Origin of the sequence: Cupriavidus pauculus (assembly GCF_008801835.1) — a bacterium.
Lineage (GTDB): Bacteria > Pseudomonadota > Gammaproteobacteria > Burkholderiales > Burkholderiaceae > Cupriavidus > Cupriavidus pauculus.
In genome coordinates this window covers 19,651-39,171 of the sequence record NZ_VZOW01000023.1, presented here as the reverse complement: position 1 = coordinate 39,171, position 19,521 = coordinate 19,651, and the positions used below count along the sequence as shown (strand labels likewise).

18 protein-coding genes and 2 tRNA genes are annotated in these 19,521 nt (G+C 60.5%); 16 read left to right on the top strand and 4 right to left on the bottom strand.

Translation table 11 applies throughout. The features are described from left to right. The first annotated feature begins 116 nt into the window (after positions 1-116). From F7R19_RS20675 to nagZ, 10 genes are all read left to right on the top strand, one after another. A complete protein-coding gene (locus tag F7R19_RS20675; protein ID WP_150981831.1) occupies positions 117-1,604 on the top strand; it encodes a DegQ family serine endoprotease in 1,488 nt (495 codons plus the stop codon). 249 nt (positions 1,605-1,853) lie between these two features. After that, entirely contained in the window at positions 1,854-3,647 is a 1,794-nt protein-coding gene (lepA, locus tag F7R19_RS20670; protein WP_150981830.1) for a translation elongation factor 4, read from the top strand. Between the two features lie 49 nt (positions 3,648-3,696). Next, positions 3,697-4,596 (top strand): signal peptidase I, encoded by a 900-nt coding sequence (gene lepB / locus F7R19_RS20665; RefSeq protein ID WP_150981829.1) that lies wholly within the window; start codon positions 3,697-3,699, stop codon positions 4,594-4,596. Positions 4,597-4,651: 55 nt separating this feature from the next. Beyond that, on the top strand, positions 4,652-5,044 hold the full coding sequence (locus F7R19_RS20660; protein WP_150981828.1) for a DUF4845 domain-containing protein: 393 nt from the start codon (positions 4,652-4,654) through the stop codon (positions 5,042-5,044). Between the two features lie 4 nt (positions 5,045-5,048). Next, positions 5,049-5,819 (top strand): ribonuclease III, encoded by a 771-nt coding sequence (gene rnc / locus F7R19_RS20655; RefSeq protein ID WP_061957904.1) that lies wholly within the window; start codon positions 5,049-5,051, stop codon positions 5,817-5,819. Beyond that, positions 5,816-6,754: a GTPase Era gene (era, locus tag F7R19_RS20650; protein ID WP_061957905.1), complete on the top strand. Its 939-nt coding sequence runs from the start codon at positions 5,816-5,818 to the stop codon at positions 6,752-6,754. The genes rnc and era overlap by 4 nt, the downstream gene beginning before the upstream one ends. A gap of 5 nt (positions 6,755-6,759) precedes the next feature. Further along, positions 6,760-7,644, top strand: a complete 885-nt coding sequence (recO, locus tag F7R19_RS20645; RefSeq protein ID WP_061957919.1) for a DNA repair protein RecO — start codon at positions 6,760-6,762, stop codon at positions 7,642-7,644. Between the two features lie 27 nt (positions 7,645-7,671). Continuing rightward, positions 7,672-8,454: a pyridoxine 5'-phosphate synthase gene (gene pdxJ, locus F7R19_RS20640; RefSeq protein ID WP_150981827.1), complete on the top strand. Its 783-nt coding sequence runs from the start codon at positions 7,672-7,674 to the stop codon at positions 8,452-8,454. After that, positions 8,451-8,888, top strand: a complete 438-nt coding sequence (gene acpS / locus F7R19_RS20635) for a holo-ACP synthase (RefSeq protein WP_150981826.1) — start codon at positions 8,451-8,453, stop codon at positions 8,886-8,888. The genes pdxJ and acpS overlap by 4 nt, the downstream gene beginning before the upstream one ends. Next, entirely contained in the window at positions 8,885-9,934 is a 1,050-nt protein-coding gene (gene nagZ, locus F7R19_RS20630) for a beta-N-acetylhexosaminidase (protein ID WP_061957908.1), read from the top strand. Before acpS ends, nagZ begins: the two co-directional genes overlap by 4 nt. Before the next feature lie 59 nt (positions 9,935-9,993). On the opposite strand, the gene efp is transcribed toward nagZ, so the two are convergent. Together efp and earP are read right to left on the bottom strand one after the other, a co-directional pair. Further along, complete coding sequence (gene efp, locus F7R19_RS20625; protein ID WP_061957909.1) at positions 9,994-10,554, bottom strand: elongation factor P; 561 nt, start codon at positions 10,552-10,554, stop codon at positions 9,994-9,996. Positions 10,555-10,678: 124 nt separating this feature from the next. Beyond that, positions 10,679-11,830, bottom strand: coding sequence for an elongation factor P maturation arginine rhamnosyltransferase EarP (gene earP / locus F7R19_RS20620; protein ID WP_150981825.1), 1,152 nt, complete (start codon positions 11,828-11,830; stop codon positions 10,679-10,681). 108 nt (positions 11,831-11,938) lie between these two features. Between earP and uvrC the strand changes: the two genes are divergently transcribed. The 5 genes from uvrC to F7R19_RS20595 all read left to right on the top strand — a co-directional run bounded on the left by uvrC (position 11,939) and on the right by F7R19_RS20595 (position 17,303). Beyond that, positions 11,939-14,083 carry an excinuclease ABC subunit UvrC gene (gene uvrC / locus F7R19_RS20615; RefSeq protein WP_150981824.1) on the top strand — a complete coding sequence of 715 codons (2,145 nt, stop codon included), beginning with the start codon at positions 11,939-11,941 and terminating at the stop codon, positions 14,081-14,083. 135 nt (positions 14,084-14,218) lie between these two features. Further along, complete coding sequence (pgsA, locus tag F7R19_RS20610) at positions 14,219-14,818, top strand: CDP-diacylglycerol--glycerol-3-phosphate 3-phosphatidyltransferase (RefSeq protein WP_061957912.1); 600 nt, start codon at positions 14,219-14,221, stop codon at positions 14,816-14,818. A 180-nt stretch (positions 14,819-14,998) separates the two neighbouring features. Beyond that, a tRNA-Gly gene (locus F7R19_RS20605) sits at positions 14,999-15,074 on the top strand. 84 nt (positions 15,075-15,158) lie between these two features. Then, positions 15,159-15,234 (top strand) — tRNA-Gly (locus F7R19_RS20600). Between the two features lie 224 nt (positions 15,235-15,458). Then, positions 15,459-17,303, top strand: coding sequence for a tyrosine-type recombinase/integrase (locus F7R19_RS20595; protein WP_150981823.1), 1,845 nt, complete (start codon positions 15,459-15,461; stop codon positions 17,301-17,303). A 5-nt stretch (positions 17,304-17,308) separates the two neighbouring features. Here the strand turns inward: F7R19_RS20595 and F7R19_RS20590 are convergent, their stop codons facing one another. Then, positions 17,309-17,929 carry a substrate-binding domain-containing protein gene (locus F7R19_RS20590; protein WP_150981822.1) on the bottom strand — a complete coding sequence of 207 codons (621 nt, stop codon included), beginning with the start codon at positions 17,927-17,929 and terminating at the stop codon, positions 17,309-17,311. 108 nt (positions 17,930-18,037) lie between these two features. Between F7R19_RS20590 and F7R19_RS20585 the strand changes: the two genes are divergently transcribed. After that, the gene (locus F7R19_RS20585) at positions 18,038-18,331 is read left to right on the top strand and encodes a helix-turn-helix domain-containing protein (protein WP_150981821.1); all 294 of its coding nucleotides are present in this window, start codon (positions 18,038-18,040) and stop codon (positions 18,329-18,331) included. 110 nt (positions 18,332-18,441) lie between these two features. Here F7R19_RS20585 and F7R19_RS20580 read toward each other — a convergent pair whose 3' ends face one another. Further along, positions 18,442-19,368 (bottom strand): LysR family transcriptional regulator, encoded by a 927-nt coding sequence (locus F7R19_RS20580; protein WP_150981820.1) that lies wholly within the window; start codon positions 19,366-19,368, stop codon positions 18,442-18,444. Positions 19,369-19,521 lie beyond the last annotated feature (153 nt).

Genomic DNA, 19,521 nt, shown 5'->3' with positions numbered 1-19,521 from the left:
GTGTGACGGCGGGGATGTCGAGTCCCGCGCCGGCCACTGGACATGACGCTTCGCAAGCCGCGTCCCGCCCGCCGCGAAGCATTCGTTTTTCGCAGATTTCTCCCGGGAGTTCGTTGATGATTTCCAGATCTCCAGCCCTGGCGCGTGCCATGGTCATGGTTGCCATGCTTGTGCTCGGCCCGGCCGTTTCCGAACTGGGCCATGCCCAGGCGGCTGCCGCCAACTACAACTTGCCCGATTTCACCGATCTGGTCGAAAAGGCAAGTCCCGCAGTGGTCAATATTCGAACCACTGAACGTATTCGCTCGCGTGGCAACTCGCCTGAAGATGACGAGATGGCGGAATTCTTCCGTCGCTTCTTCGGCGTGCCGATGCCGGGCATGCCCACGCCGCCGCGGCGCGGTCAGCCGCAACAGCCGCCGCAGGGCGAGGAGCAAAGCCGCGGCGTCGGTTCGGGGTTCATCATCAGCCAGGATGGCTATGTCATGACCAACGCGCATGTGGTGGCGGACGCCGAGACCATCTATGTGACGTTACCGGACAAGCGTGAATTCAAGGCCAAGCTGATCGGCTCGGACAAGCGCACCGATGTGGCGCTACTGAAGATCGAAGCGACTGGCCTGCCGCGTCTGGCACTCGGAGATTCGGACAAGATCCGTCCCGGCGAATGGGTGCTGGCGATCGGCTCGCCGTTCGGGCTGGACAACAGTGTGACGGCGGGCATTGTCTCGGCCAAGGGCCGCGACACCGGCGATTATCTGCCGTTCATCCAGACTGATGTGGCCGTGAATCCGGGCAACTCTGGCGGTCCGCTGATCAACCTGCGCGGCGAGGTGATCGGCATCAACTCGCAGATCTATAGTCGCAGCGGCGGTTACATGGGGATTTCGTTCGCGATTCCCATTGACGAGGCGATGCGCGTCTCCGAGCAACTGAAGGCCAGCGGCAAGGTGACACGCGGCCGGATCGCCGTGGCGATTGGTGACGTGACCAAGGAAGTCGCTGACTCGCTCGGACTTGGCCGTGCGCGCGGCGCACTGGTGGGCAGCGTCGAACCGGGCGGGCCGGCCGAAAAGGCGGGCATCGAGGCGGGCGACATCATCCTGAAGTACAACGGCCGCGATATCGAAAAGGCTTCGGATCTGCCGCGGATGGTGGGCGATACCAAGCCCGGCACCCGTGTGCCGCTGCAGGTCTGGCGCAAGGGCCAGACGCGCGAAGTGCCCATTACCGTGACCGAACTCGAGCCGGATGGCGCCAAGACGGCGGCACGCAAGGGCGAGCGCCGCGGCAATGGCAGCGAAGAGCAGCAGCAGGCGACAAAACCGAACGCGCTGGGTCTGATCGTCAACGATCTTTCGGAAGCGCGCCTGCGCGAGCTGAAGGTCAAGTCCGGCGTCGAAGTGGATACTGCCGATGGTCCCGCCGCTCGCGCCGGTATTCGACCGGGCGACATCATTCTTCGTGTTGGCGATACCGACATAACCGGTGCGCGGCAGTTCAACGAGTTGGTAAAGAGCTTGGACAAGAGCAAGATGGCGGCGGTGTTCGTCCGGCGTGGCGACGCCACGCAGGTTCTGACCTTGCGCCCTCAGACGCGCTGACGTCGCATTCTGCAAATTAGTCGTCCATCGATCGCGCCGGACCTCCTCCGGCGCGATTGTTTTTGAGCGGGTGCGTCACCCGCCATCCTGGCGAGTCGCCGCGGGCGTCGCCTGACAACATTCGCACGCCGGAAGTCCTTGAAAATCCGGTAAAATCGCGGATTGGCGCAAGTTATGCGCCCCACCTTTTTTGCCGCTCCCGCGCCATCCTGGTTCGCTGGGCAGCGTCGGCGTCTCCCAGAACACTAGATGGACCATATCCGTAATTTCTCGATCATTGCCCACATCGACCATGGCAAATCCACCCTGGCCGACCGGATCATTCAGCGCTGCGGCGGGCTGTCCGATCGGGAGATGGAAGCGCAGGTGCTCGATTCGATGGACATTGAGAAAGAGCGCGGCATCACCATCAAGGCACAGACGGCTGCGCTGAGCTACAAGGCGCGCGACGGTGAAATCTACAATCTGAACCTGATCGACACACCGGGACACGTGGACTTCAGCTACGAAGTCAGCCGCTCCCTGTCGGCGTGCGAAGGTGCGTTGCTGGTCGTGGATGCGTCGCAGGGGGTTGAAGCCCAGACCGTTGCCAACTGCTACACCGCGATTGAACTCGGCGTGGAAGTGGTGCCGGTGCTCAACAAGATCGATTTGCCGCAGGCCGACCCCGATAACGCAAAGCAGGAAATCGAAGACGTCATCGGGATTGACGCGAGCGATGCGACACCGTGCTCGGCAAAGACCGGGCAGGGTGTGGAAGATGTCATCGAAGCGTTGATCGCCAAGGTGCCGCCGCCCAAGGGCGATGCTACGGCGCCGTTGCAGGCGCTGATTATCGACTCGTGGTTTGACAACTACGTGGGCGTGGTGATGCTCGTGCGCGTGGTCAACGGGACGCTTCGCACCAAGGACAAGATCCTGCTGATGGCGACCGGCGCCCAGCACCTGGTGGAACAGGTCGGCGTGTTTTCGCCCAAGTCTGTCCAGCGCGATGCGCTGACGGCCGGGCAAGTTGGCTTCGTGATCGCAGGCATCAAGGAACTGAAGGCCGCAAAGGTCGGCGATACGATCACCACGATCGCGCGTCGTGCAGAAGAACCGCTTCCGGGCTTCAAGGAAGTCAAGCCGCAGGTGTTTGCCGGCTTGTATCCGGTGGAATCGAATCAATACGAAGCACTGCGCGAGTCGCTGGAAAAGCTGCGCCTGAACGATGCTTCGCTGCAGTTCGAGCCGGAGGTTTCACAGGCGCTCGGCTTTGGTTTCCGTTGCGGTTTCCTGGGCCTTCTGCATATGGAAATCGTGCAGGAGCGTCTGGAACGCGAGTTCGACATGGACTTGATCACGACGGCGCCGACCGTGGTCTATCAGGTCCAGCTGCGCGATGGCTCCATGGTGACGGTGGAGAATCCGGCCAAGATGCGCGATCCCAGCAAGATCGAGGCGATCCTTGAGCCGATCGTCACCGTGAACCTGTATATGCCGCAGGATTATGTGGGTTCCGTGATCACTCTGTGCACGCAGAAGCGGGGCTCGCAAATCAATATGAGCTATCACGGCAAGCAGGTGCAACTGACCTACGAGATCCCGATGGCGGAAATCGTCATGGATTTCTTTGACCGCCTGAAATCCGTCTCGCGCGGCTACGCGTCGATGGATTACGAGTTCAAGGAGTATCGTCCGTCCGATGTGGTCAAGGTCGATATTCTGATCAACAGCGACAAGGTGGATGCGCTGTCGGTGATCGTGCACCGATCCAATTCCCAATACCGCGGTCGCGAGGTGGCTGCCAAGATGCGCGAGATCATTCCGCGTCAGATGTATGACGTGGCCATCCAGGCGGCAATCGGTTCAAACATCATCGCGCGTGAAAACGTCAAGGCGCTGCGCAAGAACGTGCTGGCAAAATGCTACGGCGGCGATATCTCGCGCAAGAAGAAGCTGCTGGAAAAGCAGAAGGCCGGCAAGAAGCGCATGAAACAGGTAGGCACCGTGGAAATCCCGCAGGAAGCGTTCCTGGCGATCCTGCAGGTGGACGACAAATAAGCGCGCAGTTCCGGCGATACCAACAATTCGACATCCTTCGATAGCCGTTATGAATTTTGCACTGATCCTTTTTGTGCTGGTGGTCATTACGGGCGTTGCCTGGGTCGCAGACAAGCTCGTGTTCGAACGTCAGAGGCGTGGCGTTGCGCGCCTGGCGCTGGCCGAGTTCGATGCGCAGCGCCAGAATCTGGCGAACGTGCAGGGCGGCGCCGAACTGGATCGTTCCCGTGCCAAGCTGGCCGAAGAAAAACTGCGGCAACCGTGGTGGCTGGAATATTCGGCCAGCTTCTTCCCCGTGATCCTGGCAGTGTTTGTGCTGCGCTCGTTCGTGGTCGAACCGTTCAAGATTCCATCCGGCTCGATGATCCCGACGCTGCTGATTGGCGATTTCATTCTCGTGAACAAATACGAGTACGGGATTCGCTTGCCGGTGCTGAACAAGAAGATCATCGACGTTGGCGATCCCCAGCGTGGCGACGTCATGGTGTTTCGTTACCCGAAAGACGAATCGCTCGATTACATCAAGCGCGTGATCGGGGTGCCTGGCGATGTGGTGCGCTACGAAAACAAAAAGCTGACGATCAATGGCAAGCCGGCGGAGTATAGCGCGCTGCCCGATTATCTTGACGAAGAGCGCCTGGCATATTCGAAGCATTTCACCGAGAAGCTGCCAGGCGGTCCGGAACATGGCATCCTGAACGATGTCGAGCGTCCCGCTTTTGTGGCAGGCGCGGATCCCGATTTTCCATTCCGCGAGAACTGCACTTACAATCAGCAGGGCGTGACATGTAAAGTGCCGGAGGGTCACTATTTCGTCATGGGTGATAACCGTGACAACAGCCTGGATTCCCGATATTGGGGCTTCGTGCCAGCCGGAAACATTGTTGGCAAGGCGTTCCTGATCTGGATGAACCTGGGCAATTTCGGGCGCGTGGGGTCGTTCAAATAAAAATCCGGCGACACTGCGCGGCGCAAAACACTCATCAAAAGAGGGCAGGCGCAATATGGGTCAGCAGTTTTTGGGAAGCAGGGGAAAAGCCCGGGTCTATGTGTCTAAAAATGCACATGGCTTTTCCTTGTGGTCATTTTTGGTAGTCATTGCCATTGTGTTGGCGGTGGTGTTGCCGGGGCTGAAATCGTTGCCCAGCATGCTCGAGTATTTTTCTGTCAAACGTGCGGTGACGTATGCGCGCGACAGTTCGAGCAACCGCAAGGAAATCGCCGCCAATTTCGACAAGCAGGCCCAGATCGACAATATTCACTCGATCAAGGGCGAAGACCTGGATGTGATGGAAGACGAGTCCGGACGGATTCGAGCCATCGGATTCGAATATCGGACCGAAGTCCAGATCTATGGTCCGTTAAGTTTTTTGATTACCTATACGGGAACGCAGTAAAGACATGACCCTCGACGCCTTGCAGCAACGTCTCGGCTACCGATTCAGCAAGCCCGAATTGCTGCAGCAGGCGCTCACGCATCGCAGTCATAGCGCGCAGCACAATGAGCGTCTGGAATTCCTGGGCGATTCGGTTCTGAATTGCGCGGTGGCGGACATGCTGTACGGCATGTTCGGAAAGCTGGACGAGGGCGATCTGTCGCGCGTGCGGGCCAATCTGGTCAAGCAGCAGGCGCTCTACGAGATCGCCCAGATGCTGCAGCTTTCCGATTCGTTGCGGCTCGGCGAGGGCGAACTCAAAAGCGGCGGATTCCGTCGCCCGTCGATCCTGGCCGACGCGCTCGAGGCGATCGTGGGTGCGGTCTTTCTCGACAGCGGATTCGATGCCGCCCGTGGATTGATCCGCAAGCTGTATATCCCGATTCTGGAGCAGGTGGACCCGCGCACCCTCGGCAAGGACGCCAAGACGTTGCTCCAGGAGTATCTGCAGGGTCACAAGATCGCCCTGCCTCAATACAACGTGGTTGCCACGCACGGGGCGGCGCACAGTCAGCAATTTGAAGTCGAGTGCATCGTGCCTAAACTGGAAGTACGCGTGTTTGGCACGGGCGCGTCGCGGCGCGCTGCCGAGCAGGCGGCCGCCAAGCTCGCATTGGAAGAAGTTCAGAAGCTCGTGCCGCAACTGCTCAAGCGCAGTCGCGCCGAACGCACCGGCAAGACGCGCAAGCAGCCGGTGCCACCAGATCCCCAGTTGTCTCTCAGGTTGAAGGAATGACCCAATCTCTCCCACCGCAGCAGGAAGCGGCGGAACCCTCCGGTGTCACGGATTTCCGATGTGGCACCGTGGCTATTGTCGGTCGTCCGAATGTCGGCAAGTCCACGCTGATGAACGCGCTGGTCGGCCAGAAGATCAGCATTACGTCACGCAAGGCGCAAACCACGCGGCACCGGATCGTTGGCATTCAGACTACCGACGATGCGCAATTCGTGTTCGCCGATACGCCCGGATTTCAGACCCGCCATGCCAGCGCCTTGAACCGCTCGCTGAACCGCGCGGTGACATCGACGCTCTCGTCGGTCGATGTGGTGCTGTTTGTCGTCGAGGCCGGCTACTTCGGCGCCGACGACGAGAAGGTGCTCGCGTTGCTGCCGAAGAACACGCCGGTGCTGCTGGTGTGCAACAAGCTCGACCGCATCGGCGAAGGCCGCTCCGAAGTCATGATGCCGTTCCTGGAGCAGATGGGGCAGCGCTTCCCGTTCACGGAAGTGGTGCCGATGTCGGCCAAGACGCACGATCATATCCAGCGGCTGCTGGCGATCATTCGGCCGTATCTGCCCGAGGGCGAGCCGATGTACGACGTCGACGCGATGACCGATCGCAGCGAACGGTTTCTCGCCTCGGAAATCATTCGCGAGAAGGTCTTCCGCTGGACGGGCGACGAGCTGCCTTATACCAGCACCGTGGTGATCGACAAATTCGAAACCGAAGGGCGCCTGCGTCGTATCTTTGCCACCATCCTCGTCGAGCGCGACGCGCACAAGGCGATGATCATCGGCAACAAGGGCAGCAAGCTCAAGCAGATCTCCACCGAAGCACGGCTCGATATGGAAAAGCTGTTCGACGGCAAGGTCTACCTGGAAATGTGGATCAAAGTCAAAAGCGGCTGGGCCGATAACGAGGCCGGACTGCGCGCGTACGGCTACGAGTGAGCAAGATGCCTGACGTGCGCCGCGCTGCCGCGCCGCGTGCGCGCAGCGTCGATCCAATTGCCGAGGAAGCGGCTGAAGTGCTGGGATCGGGTTCGGTGTCGACGCTCAATCCAGCGGTTGCCGCCGGGCGCGAGATGATGGACCGCGCGATGCGGATCGTGCCTGCGCGGTCCGAACTGCGCGTCACGAACGAGACCGGATTTGTCCTGCACGCCTATCCGTATCGCGAAACCAGTCTGATTCTGGATGTGTTCACGCGGGACCACGGCCGCATGGCGATGGTCGCAAAGGGGGCCAAGCGTCCCCATTCGGCGCTACGCGCGGTGTTGCAGCATTTCCACCCGATTTCCCTGTCATGGACCGGCCGCGGCGAGGTCAAGACGCTGACCAAGGCCGAGTACGTTGGCGGCATGCTGCCATTGGCGGGCGATGCGTTGCTGTCCGGCTTTTATCTGAACGAGCTGATCCTGCGCTTCTGCCCGCGCGAAGACGCGCATCCAGCACTGTTCAAGCACTATATGATCACGCTCACGCGCCTGGCGCACGGCGAGGCGGCCAGTCTCGCATTGCGCAGCTTCGAGCGCGTGCTGCTGCAGGAAACCGGATTCGCCGTGGCCTTCGACCAGTGCGCCAACACCGGCGAGCGCGTGCAGCCGGGGCGCGATTACGTATATCAGCCCGAGCGGGGCGTGCGCAGCGCCCAGGGCAGCGATCCGTCCAGTTGGCCGGTCGTGTCGGGTCAGACCTTGCTGGACATGGCGCAGGACGACTACGCACGCGCCCAGACCGTCTCGCAAAGTCGTGCCCTGATGCGGTTTCTGCTGCATTATTATCTGCAGGGCGAGCCGCTGAAAACGCGGCAGATCCTGATGGATCTGCAATACCTTTGATTCCCGAAATCCTTTGAGTAAGTCGGCATGATCTTCCACGCGAATCCCGGGGTCATCGACCTTGGCGTCAATATCGATCACGTTGCCACGCTGCGCAATGCGCGCGGCACGGTTTATCCGGATCCGATCCAGGCCGCACTCCAGGCAGAGGAAGCGGGCGCCGACCTGATTACGCTGCACCTGCGCGAAGACCGCCGCCATATTCGCGATGCCGATGTACATGCATTGCGGCCGAAACTGGCGACGCGCATGAATCTCGAATGCGCCATCACGTCCGAAATGCTCGACATCGCCTGCCGCATCAAGCCGCAGGACGTTTGTCTGGTTCCAGAAAAGCGCGCCGAGGTGACGACCGAGGGCGGCCTCGATGTGGTCGGCCATTTCGAACAGGTCAGCGCCGCCTGCCGCCAGCTGGCGGACGCCGGTATCCGCGTGTCGCTGTTCATTGATGCCGATGCCGAGCAAATTGCCGCCGCCGCGGCGTGCAAAGCGCCGGTCATCGAAATCCACACCGGTCGCTATGCCGATGCGCAAGACGCGCAAGAGCAGGATGCCGAATTCCAGCGGGTTGCCGAAGGTGTCGATGCGGGCCAGAAACATGGCCTGATCGTGAATGCCGGTCATGGCCTCCACTACACCAACGTGCAGCGCATTGCCGCGCTTCCGGGCATCAAGGAACTGAACATCGGCCACGCAATCGTCGCCCATGCGGTATTTGCCGGTTGGCAAAATGCGGTGCGCGAGATGAAGGCCATCATGGTTGCGGCGCGTCTTGGCACGCGCTATCCAGTCCCTGGACAATCGGCGTGATTTACGGCGTCGGTACCGACATCATCCAGATAGATCGCGTGCAGGGCGTGATGGATCGCACGCGCGGACGCTTCGCCGAAAAGGTGCTGGGCCCGCGCGAGCTCAAGATTTACCACGCGCGCAAGGCTCGCTCGGAAAAGCGCGGCCTGGCATTCCTGGCGACGCGATTCGCGGCAAAGGAAGCCTTTTCCAAGGCGATCGGCCTGGGCATGCGCTGGCCGATGACATGGCGCGCGATGGAGCTACTGAACTTGCCCTCCGGCGAGCCCACCCCGCAGTGCACAGGTGAACTGGCGGACTGGGTGAGGGAACGCGGACTCACCATTCGCGTCAGTGTCAGTGATGAACATGAATATGCGGTTGCCTTCGCGATCGCGGAGCGGATCGGCGCTGCCGGTCTGGCATCTGAACCTGTTTCAACCGAATCGATATGAACAAGAAAGTGTCGGGCAAGCGCCCGGGCCCCGTGGTGCTCGATGTTGTCGGCAAGCAGCTCAACGCTGAAGACGAGCGCCGTATCGCGCATCCGCTGACCGGCGGCGTGATTCTGTTTGCGCGCAATTTCGAATCGCGAGCCCAGCTGACCGCACTGACGCGTGCGATTCGCGAAGTGCGCGACGACGTGCTGATCTGCATCGACCACGAGGGTGGCCGCGTGCAGCGTGCGAAGACCGATGGATTTACGCATCTGCCGGCGATGGCGCGGCTGGGCGGGTTATGGGACCGTGACGTGCTGCTGGCCACCAAGGCGGCGATTGCCTGCGGCTATGTGCTGGCGGCCGAGCTGCGTGCGTGCGATATCGATCTGAGCTTCACGCCGGTGTTGGATCTGGACTTCGGGCGCAGCGCCGTGATCGGCGATCGCGCCTTTCATGCCGATCCGCGCGTGGTGACGATGCTCGCCAATCATTTGACGCACGGCCTGCTGCTGGCTGGCATGGCCAATTGCGGCAAGCATTTCCCGGGACACGGCTACGTCGAGGCAGACTCCCATGTGGCGATTCCGGTCGACGAGCGCACGCTCGACGAAATCCTGGCGCATGACGCCCGCCCGTATGACTGGATGGGGCAGGCGCTAGCATCAGTGATGCCGGCGCACGTCATCTACCCGAAGGTCGACCCGAATCCGGCAGGCTTTTCGCGCTTCTGGCTGCAGGACATCCTGCGTGCGCAACTCGGGTTTGAAGGCGTGATTTTCAGCGACGATCTGAGCATGGAAGGCGCCAGCGTGGCGGGAACCGTGACGCAGGCGGCGCATAGCGCGTTGAGTGCTGGCTGCGATATGGTGCTGATCTGCAATCATCCGGATCGGGCGGACCAGTTGCTGAGCGAACTCGACGTGTCGATCGACAAGACCTCGCAGCGCCGCATCCGCAAGCTGTTTGGCCGCAAGAAGCCGCTCGACTGGAACAAGCTGCAGCAGGAAGGCGAGTACCGCGCCGCCCAGCGCCTTCTGAAGGAACTCGAACTGATTGCGTGAATGAAGGGCAAAACAAAGGGCAGCCGAAGCTGCCCTTGTTATCGCGATCGCCCTAAAGCTTAGTTGGCGCGGCTGCGGTATTCGCCGGTGCGCGTGTCGATTTCGATCTTGTCGCCGATGTTGCAGAACAGCGGTACTTGCAGTTCGAAACCGGTGTTGATCTTGGCGCCCTTGAGGACCTTGCCCGACGACGTGTCGCCCTTGACGGCCGGCTCGGTGTAGACGATTTCACGCACCAGCGTGGTCGGCATATCTACCGAGATGGCCTTGTCGTTGTAGAACACCACTTCCACAGCCATGCCGTCTTCGAGGTAGTTCAGCGCGTCGCCCATGCTGTCCTTCTCGACTTCGTACTGGTTGTAGTCGGCGTCCATGAACACGTACATCGGGTCGGCGAAGTACGAATAGGTGCACTCGCGGCGCTCCAGCACAACCACCTCGAACTTGTCGTCGGCCTTGAAGACGGATTCGCCCGGGGCGTCCGTCAGCAGGTTCTTGTACTTCATCTTGACGACAGCTGCGTTACGGCCCGACTTGTTGTACTCGGCCTTTTGCACCACCATCGGGTCGGAACCGATCATGAACACGTTGCCGACGCGGAGTTCCTGTGCGATTTTCATCTGAAATGTCTTCCTGAAAAAAAGATCCGGGATCTGTGTATGCCCGGGAATCGGTATGGCGAAGGCGCGCTGCCGGCAGCAGGTTCTTGGGCCATGAAACTTGGCTCGCCATCAAATCAACCGGCTATTTTACCTGATTTTCGCTGAAGGCCACGAGATTCGCCGCGAGGTCACCCAAGTGCTGCAATTGCCGCTGCCAGCGGTCCATTCCTGCGTTCAGCGCTGGCAATTGTGCCTGCAGCGACGCCCAGTCGGGCGCCGCGCCGTAGCCATTCCAGGCGTGCGAAAACGCCGTCAGTGCCGCGGATGCTTCGGGCGACACACCGGCGCGGCCAAAACGCTGCAGCCACGCGTCCAGCTTGACGTGATGTGCGTTGTCATCCTGTGGGTAGATCTGCCAGATCATCGGCCGCGCGGCCCAGTGGGCGCGCACGCAGGAATCCTCGCCCCGCACGAAATTGACATCGCACGCCCACAGCAACTCGTCGTAGTGTTCCTGGCGCACAAACGGAATGCCGTGCACGACGAGGTTCGCGCGGTGATGCGTCGACCCGGGCGCGAGCGACGCGCCAAGCCATTGCTCGATCTGCGTGGCAGCCGGGCCCTGGGGCACGAAGCATTCGATCCGCGTCGAACCATCGCGCCATTGCTCCAGCAGCGCTGTCATGACCGGATTGGTATAGGCAAACAAGCTCACCTTCAGTGAGTCGCGCATCGGTTGGACGCCAAGGCGATGCCACAGCGTGGCGTGCGCGGCCGCGCTATCACGGAACGCGTCGCGGGAAGCGCCAATCATCGACTCCCGCAGCAGCCCCCCCGTGCCATGGGCGAATCCCGGGAAGAAGAAGTATTTGACCAGCGGCAGCCTCGGATGCGGCGAGTTCATGCCGTGATGCTCCGCGACCCAGTCTTCCGCGCTCATATATTCAAGATTGATCCAGACCGGCTTGCGTGGCGCGGCGGCCATCGCCGCGAGAAACGGCTCGGGCAGATGGCACGCAAATGCCTCGATCACAACGTCATGCGGAACCGGGGCGTCAAAGGGGGCGCCCCCTTGTGGATCCCAGGCGTGCACCTCGACGCCGCCGAGCCGTTGCGACGGGCGTGTCACGTCGATCTCGGGCGCAAGCCGGGCAAAACTACCAAGATCGTCGACCCACAGACGTACCGCATGGCCGTGCTCTTGCGCCAGCTGGCGCGCCAGTCGCCAGCAAACGCCGATATCGCCGAAGTTGTCGATGACAGTACAGAAAATGTCCCAGGAGCGGATTGGCATGGCGTGGAGGAAGGTCCGCTTTCAGAAAGGTCTCACGGACGAATTGCTCTAAACTTGCGATTCTAGGCTTTGCCATGTCTGGCGTGCCACATTTGTCCAGTTGACTCCATGCCCGTGCAGGAACCCGCCCCTCCGATCGATCCGGTATCTGGTCCAACCTCGCCCGAGCCGCTCCCACATCCGCCAGCGACTGCCGATTTGCCGGAGCGTGCCGATATCGCGACCGCCGATACGGAACCTTCCGATGCGCCGGAGTTCGATCCGCGGCCGATTCTCGCGCGCATGCCGGGGTTGCCCGGGGTCTACCGGTATATCGACGCCCAGGGTCAGGTGCTCTACGTCGGCAAGGCGCGCGACTTGAAGAAGCGGGTGTCGAGCTATTTCAACAAGACGCAGTTGTCGCCGCGTATCGCGATGATGGTGGGCAAGATCGCCAGCATCGAAACGACGGTGGTGCGTACCGAGGCCGAAGCGCTTCTGCTTGAGAACAATCTCATCAAGGCGCTGGCGCCGCGCTACAACATCCTGTTTCGCGACGACAAGTCCTATCCGTTTCTCAAACTGACAGGGCACAAATTTCCGCGCATGGCGTATTACCGCGGCGCCACCGATCGCAAGCACCAGTATTTCGGGCCATTCCCCAGTGCACACGCCGTGCGCGAGTCCATGCAGATCCTGCAGAAGGTGTTCCAGTTGCGGACATGCGAGGACACGGTCTTCAACAATCGTACGCGCCCGTGTCTGCTGCATCAGATCCATCGCTGTACGGCGCCGTGCGTCAACGCGATCAGTCAGGAAGATTACGCGCGCGATGTCGGTAACGCCGCGCGGTTCCTGCAAGGCCGCGAGAGCGAAGTGCTCGAAGGTTTGCAGGGCAAGATGGAAAACCACGCGATGCAGTTGCAGTTCGAGCAGGCCGCTGCGGTGCGCGATCAGATTGCCGCGCTGTCGACGGTCCTTAAGCGGCAAGCCGTAGAAGAAGTGGGACAGGCGCGCGATATCGACATCCTTGCTGTCGCGGTTCAGGGCGGCCGCGCGTGCGTGAACCTCGCCATGGTTCGCGGCGGCCGGCATCTCGGCGACAAGGCCTATTTTCCGGCGCATGCCGACGAGGCCGCGATGATTGTCGAGGAGAGCGACGACGCCGGTGACGAAGCGGCCGGATCGCTGGCGGACGCGGATCCCGTGCCTGCGGCGGAGCCGTCCGGCGGCGACGCGGGCAGCGCGGTGGAGAGCGTGGCGCTATCGGTGGACCGTATCGCGGCGCGCGTGCTGTCCGCCTTCATGATTCAGCACTACCTTGACCAGGCTGCGCCGCCAATCATCGTCGTCAGCCATCTGCCCGCCGATGGCGCCGTGGTCGAGGCGCTGTCGATGCAGGCGGGGCGCAAGGTGGCACTGGTTCGCCAGCCGCAGGGACAGCGCAAGGTGTGGCTCGAAATGGCGACCCAGGGCGCGAATCTGGCGCTCGCGCGCCGGCTGGCCGAGCAGGGCAGCCAGGAGGCTCGAACCCGGGCGCTAGCCGAAACCATCGGTCTGGACATGGAAGACCTGGCGATGCTGCGCATCGAGTGCTTCGATATCAGCCACACGGCTGGCGAGGCCACGCAGGCGTCGTGCGTCGTATTCCATCACCATGAGATGCAGAACGGCGAATACCGCCGCTTCAATATCAACGACATCACACCCGGCGACGACTACGCGGCAATGCGTCAGGTCTTGACGCGTCGCTATCAGAAGCTGGTGGAGCAGATCCAGGAGGACGGCGGCGATCCCAACGGAGAAGGGGCTGGCGACGGCGTGCCGCGCATGCCGCGCGTGGTGCTGATCGACGGCGGCAAGGGGCAGGTCGAGGTGGCGCGACAGGTGTTCGAGGAACTTGGTCTCGATATCGGATTGCTGGTGGGGGTGGCGAAGGGCGAGGGCCGCAAGGTCGGGCTGGAAACGCTGATCTTTGCCGATGGCCGCCCGTCGCTGGAACTCGGGCAGGGCAGCGCTGCGCTGATGCTGGTGGCGCAGATCCGCGACGAAGCGCACAGATTCGCTATCACCGGCATGCGCGCGAAGCGGGCCAAAGCGCGCAACACGTCCCGGCTGGAAGAGATCGAGGGTATCGGCGCGCGTCGACGCCAGAAGCTGCTGACGCGATTCGGCGGCCTGCGCGGCGTGATGGCCGCCAGCATCGACGAACTGGCTAGTGTGGAAGGCATCTCGCGCACGCTGGCCGAAGAGATCTACCGCCAACTGCACTGATGCGCCCGCCGCATGTTCCGTGCGGCTTTCGCCCTGAAAATTACGGGTTCAAGCAGAAATCGGCGACAATCGCGCCATTCGTCTTGCGACGTCACCGCGGACCGGCCAGATTTTCGGCACAAAATCGTACTGCCCATGCCACTGAACATTCCCATCCTGCTGACCTGGCTTCGTGTGGCCATGATCCCGCTTGTCGTGGGAGTCTATTACCTGCCCGAGGCATGGTTGCCAATGCATACCAAGAACGTGACGGCGGCATCGTTCTTCATTATCGCGGCCGTCACCGACTGGCTGGATGGCTTCCTGGCCCGCCGCTGGAACCAGACTTCGTCGTTCGGCGCATTTCTGGATCCCGTGGCGGACAAGCTGATGGTCACCGCGGCGCTGTTGTCGCTGCTGGCGCTGGGGCGTGTCGCCGACCTGATCGCCCTGGTCATTATCGGCCGCGAGATCACGATTTCGGCGCTGCGCGAATGGATGGCTCAGATCGGTGCGTCCAAGAGCGTCGCCGTGAATTTTCTCGGCAAGCTCAAGACCACGGTGCAGATGATTGCGATCCCGCTGCTCCTGTTCAACGACACGCTTTTCGGCATCGACGCTTCGGTGCTGGGCGGCTGGATGATCTATCTCGCGGCGGTGCTCACGCTGTGGTCGATGTTCTATTACATGAAGCTGGCCTGGCCGCAGATTCGCGAGCGCAGCGATGCGCTAGGCGAAGCGCGGGCACAAAAATGAATCTTGCTGCAAAAAGTTGTTGACGAGCCGGTTCGTCCTTTGCAATAATCTCGTTCTCGCTGCTGACGACGAAATCGAAAGCAGCAAGATAAGTAGCACTTAGCGTTAATTGCCAGCATAAAGCTGCGTAGTTAAAAGAAGTTGCGCGATAGTCTGCTTTTCGGTAAGATGCAGGGCCCTGCGGGAGTAGCTCAGTTGGTAGAGCGCAACCTTGCCAAGGTTGAGGTCGCGAGTTCGAGACTCGTCTCCCGCTCCAGGACGCAAGCATCCGGTGATCTGGCAGCGTATCGGCTGGATCGGCGGAATGGCAGTCAGACTGCCACGGTAATAAAAGTTGTACGCGGGAGTAGCTCAGTTGGTAGAGCGCAACCTTGCCAAGGTTGAGGTCGCGAGTTCGAGACTCGTCTCCCGCTCCAATTTAAGATCTACAGACTTCCATCGACGTCTGTAAGTCGTTGAAAAAAGGAGCGAAAGCTCCTTTTTTCGTTCCAGCAACATCCACCGAAATCCAGCCACAGCCACGACGTTTAAGGCCATTTTTGAGGCCATCTTTACGGAAGCGCTGAAGGCGGATTGTTGCTGGGGGAGCGCGGTTGACGCGGCCAGTATCGAGCCCTGACTCATGTTCAGGAGCTAGAGCATGGCACTCTCAGATTTGGTCGTCCGGCAGGCCAAGACCACCGGCAAAAACTATTCCCTCTCTGACTTCGACGGCCTCGGGCTGTTCGTATCAGCCACCGGCAGTAAGGCGTGGCACTTCCGCTACTATTGGGCCGCCAAGCAAAAGCGCATGTCGCTGGGAACCTATCCCGAGGTCAGTCTTCGGGAGGCGCGCGAGGAGCGCGACAAGGCACGCGCCTTACTGGCCAAGGGCATCAATCCCAAGGTCGATCGCAAGCGCAAGCGCCAAGCCGTTCGTCTGGCAGACGAAAACAGCTTCAAGGCGGTCTATCTCCGTTGGCTTGAGCAGCGCAAGCTGGAACTCAAGGAGGGACGCAACAGCACCCTGTCGCAGATCCAGCGCATCTTCAAGAAGGACGTGCTGCCCCGACTCGGCACGATGTCGATGATCGACGTGCGCAGCGCGGACTTGGAGGAAGTGCTAAAGAAGATCGAAGAGCGCGATGCGTTGACGACGGCCGAGAAGGTACGCATCTGGTTCAACCAGTTGTTCCGCTTCGCCAAAGTGAAGATCCCGGGTCTGGAGGGTAATCCAGCCACGGACCTGGATGCAGTGGCGAAGCCGAAACCGCCCGTCGTGAACAACCCCTACTTGCGGTTGCCGGAAGTCCCCGACTTGCTCCACAGGCTGCGTCGTTACCGCGGCCAGCTCATTACCCAGCTCGGCATTCGGCTGTTGTTCCTGACGGGTGTGCGAACCGGGGAGTTACGGTTTGCCGAGCCTGGCCAGTTCCATCTGGATCAGGGTTTATGGATCATCCCGCCGGAGATCGTCAAACAGTTGCAGGATGACATGCGCAAGCACAACAAGCGCCCGCAGGACATCCCACCCTACATCGTTCCCTTATCAGCGCAAGCTATCGAGATCGCTCGCTTCCTGCTGGAACTGGTGAAGCCAGCCCAAAAGCACCTGCTTGCCCATCGCAGCGACCTGAAGAGGCCGATCAGCGAGAACACTCTCAACAGTGCCCTGACCCGCATGGGCTACAAGGATCTGCTGACTGGCCACGGCATCCGCGGCACGATCTCGACGGCGCTTAACGAGATCGGCTACCCGAAGCTCTGGGTGGATGCTCAGCTTTCGCACTCGGACCCCAACCGGGTCAGCGCCGCCTACAACCATGCTCTGTACGTCGAGCCGCGTCGGCGCATGATGCAGGACTGGGCCGACCGGCTAGACCTGCTGGAGCAGGGGCATGTCGAGGCCGCCAGTACGCACCTAAAAATCCATATCGAGGGTGTACCTACGGTGATCGATGGCGAGGCCGACTCGATGCTGGTTTTGCCGGAAGGTGCTGGGGACCCCATGCTCCCGGTGATGGCGTCGCCCATCGTCGTTGGGCCGAACGCGGGTGGCCAGGTTTTTCATCGGTTGTCGCCTTTGCCGCTGCTACGAGAGCGGGAGCAGGAAGAGGAGCCTGTCATTTCTGACATTCAGCGCGAACGTCAGGAGATGTTGGGAATCTATGAAGCGCCGGACAAGTTGCCGGTTCCGGTGTTCGCCAAGCTGGCAGGCAAGTCCAAGGATCAGGTCAACCGGGAGATCAAGACTGGCAAGCTGCTCTCCCTGAGCATGGGGAACCGCGGCCAACGCATCCCCGACTGGCAGCTCGATCCCATCAAGCAGAAGCTGGCGAGGGAAGTGATGCGATCAATGGATGGTCGCTTGGACACGTGGCAGCTCTATCGCGCATTGGTCGCGCCGCAGGAGCGACTGGGTGGCCGCTCCCCGATCGAAGCGGTGACGTCAGGCACGCTTCAGGAAGCAGCGCGTGTGGTCCACGAGGCCGTCTGCTACCCGTGATGCAGTCATGTAGCGCAGGAAGCGGCAGTGATCTTCGCTGCCCGTTCTGCAAAACGGTCGATGGCCGGCTCCTTCCTGGAGCTAGGCCACAGCATCTGCGCCCTGATCGAATGAGCCTTCCCGGCCAGAGGTCGCTCGACGATGCCCCAGTTATGCGCCTGCGAAATGCGTGAGCTTAGGGATACCCCGACGCCGTAGCCTGCTGCGACCAGTACGGCCATCAATTCGAACGAACTGGCGCACTGTGTTGGGCAGTCCAACTGCCTGAGCAATTCATCGTTCGGCGCGATGCAGGCTTGGATCAAGGGGTAATGCCGCAGCACTTCCAGCGGAATTGCCGCGTGTGCGAGCAATGGTGATCGTGAGGGGACGGCGATACCTAACTCTTCGTGCCAGAGCGGTTGGCCGCATAGAGCGGGCACTCTTGGGGGCGTCCACGTGATGCCGAGATCGTAACGGCCGTTCCCAATGCCTTGGAGGACGTTTTCGGGTGCAGCCTCCTCCAGCAGCACTTGCGTCTCGGGTTCTTCTGCGCGTTGTAGCGCGAGCAGGTTCGCCAACAGCGGAGACAGCACGCCGGGCGAAGCCACGAGCTTGAGCGTCAGGGACCATTGGGAGCTGCTCATGGACTCCCTCCAAAAAAGGAGCGGCAGAGGCCTAAAAACAGGCAAATATCATAGCAAGGGTTAAAGTTAACGTGGTTTAATTTACGTAGATATTTGACGCTTTTGCGAATGCAAAAGCGCACTGTCCAACGAGGTCGTCCTGCCGGCACGATCACCTACGAAGCTGAACCTGCAATGGCCTTTGGTCTAGCCGTCCGTACTGCCCGGCTGGAAAAAGGTATCGCTCAAGATGAGTTCGCCGTCGTGGCGAGCATCGAGCGCTCTCACTTGGGCAAGATCGAACGCGGAGAGCACATGCCGACGCTGGCGATGATCCTGAGAATCGCCGGTGCTTTGGATCAGAGTGCGGCTGACTTGATAGCTGCTACGGAACGCAACCTGCGTTCAGGCGTAAAGCCGTGAACAATTCGTGGGAGTGACAATACATCCTCCGGGGATTATCGCCAGCCATTCCTCGGAGTTTGGGCCGATCATGTCTAGTCAATACTGACACCGATCAGCGAAGGCACTTCCTATGTGCGAATATTCACGCCGTTGCTTACAACAAACCGGCTTCGTACCGCCTCTACAAACAACGCCACGGCGGTCGGCAGGTGCCGGTTGGCAGGGTAATAAAGGCTAAGTCCTGCAAATGTGGGGCTCCACTCGGGCAACAAGTGGACCAGCCGACCAGCCTCCAAGTGCTCGTGAACATAGTTCAGTGGAAGCCAGGCAATACCGAGGCCGGCCAACGCGGCCTCGACGGCCAAGACCGAATTAGCACGCACTAGCGTCAAGGGGCCATCAACATCCACATGTGTGCTCGTTCCCCGGTGAATCAATTCCCATTGAAGCAGGGCGCCGTTCTCAAACCGGGAGCGGATGCAGCGGTGGCGTGCAAGATCATACGGTTCCCCGGGAATACCGTACCGTTGCAGATATTCCGGCGATGCCACGACGGCGAGCACCATATCCGGCTGGAACCGAACAGCAATCATGTCCCTTGGTACGTCACCGTGCAGGCGAACACCTGCATCAAACCCATTTGCCACGATGTCGATAAAGCGCGAGTCCACGATGAACTCGATACGAATGTCAGGGTAGCGCTCAAGAAACTCGGGCAGCACATGACGCATCAATGGGATTGCTCCCGATTCGGATGTACTGATCTTGATTGTCCCTGAAGGTCGGTTGCGAGCCGAAGCCGCCTCGTTCAGTGCGTTTTCCAAATCAGTCATGGCTGGACGCACGCGACCTAAAAGCTGCTCACCGGCCTCGGTCAACGCGACGGAGCGCGTCGTGCGGTTGAATAAGCGCACAGATAGCTTCGCCTCGAGGCTGCGCATCGCATGGCTCAAGGCGGACGGGGATGTGCCGAGTACGCGCGCCGCCGCGCGAAAACTTTGTTGCTCGGCGATAGCTATGAACGCGGTGAGTTCGGACAACCCGGCTTGCACCATTGATGAACTTTCCTTAACAGGTTGTGAAATAAAAACATAATTGTTGAGTTTAATACATCAAATTAAAGTGTAGGACCTCGCACCATCAATCTATCTTGGTGCTCCTCCGTTACATCACGACTGCCTCTATGGCGATCTCGTCTTGAGAGAACA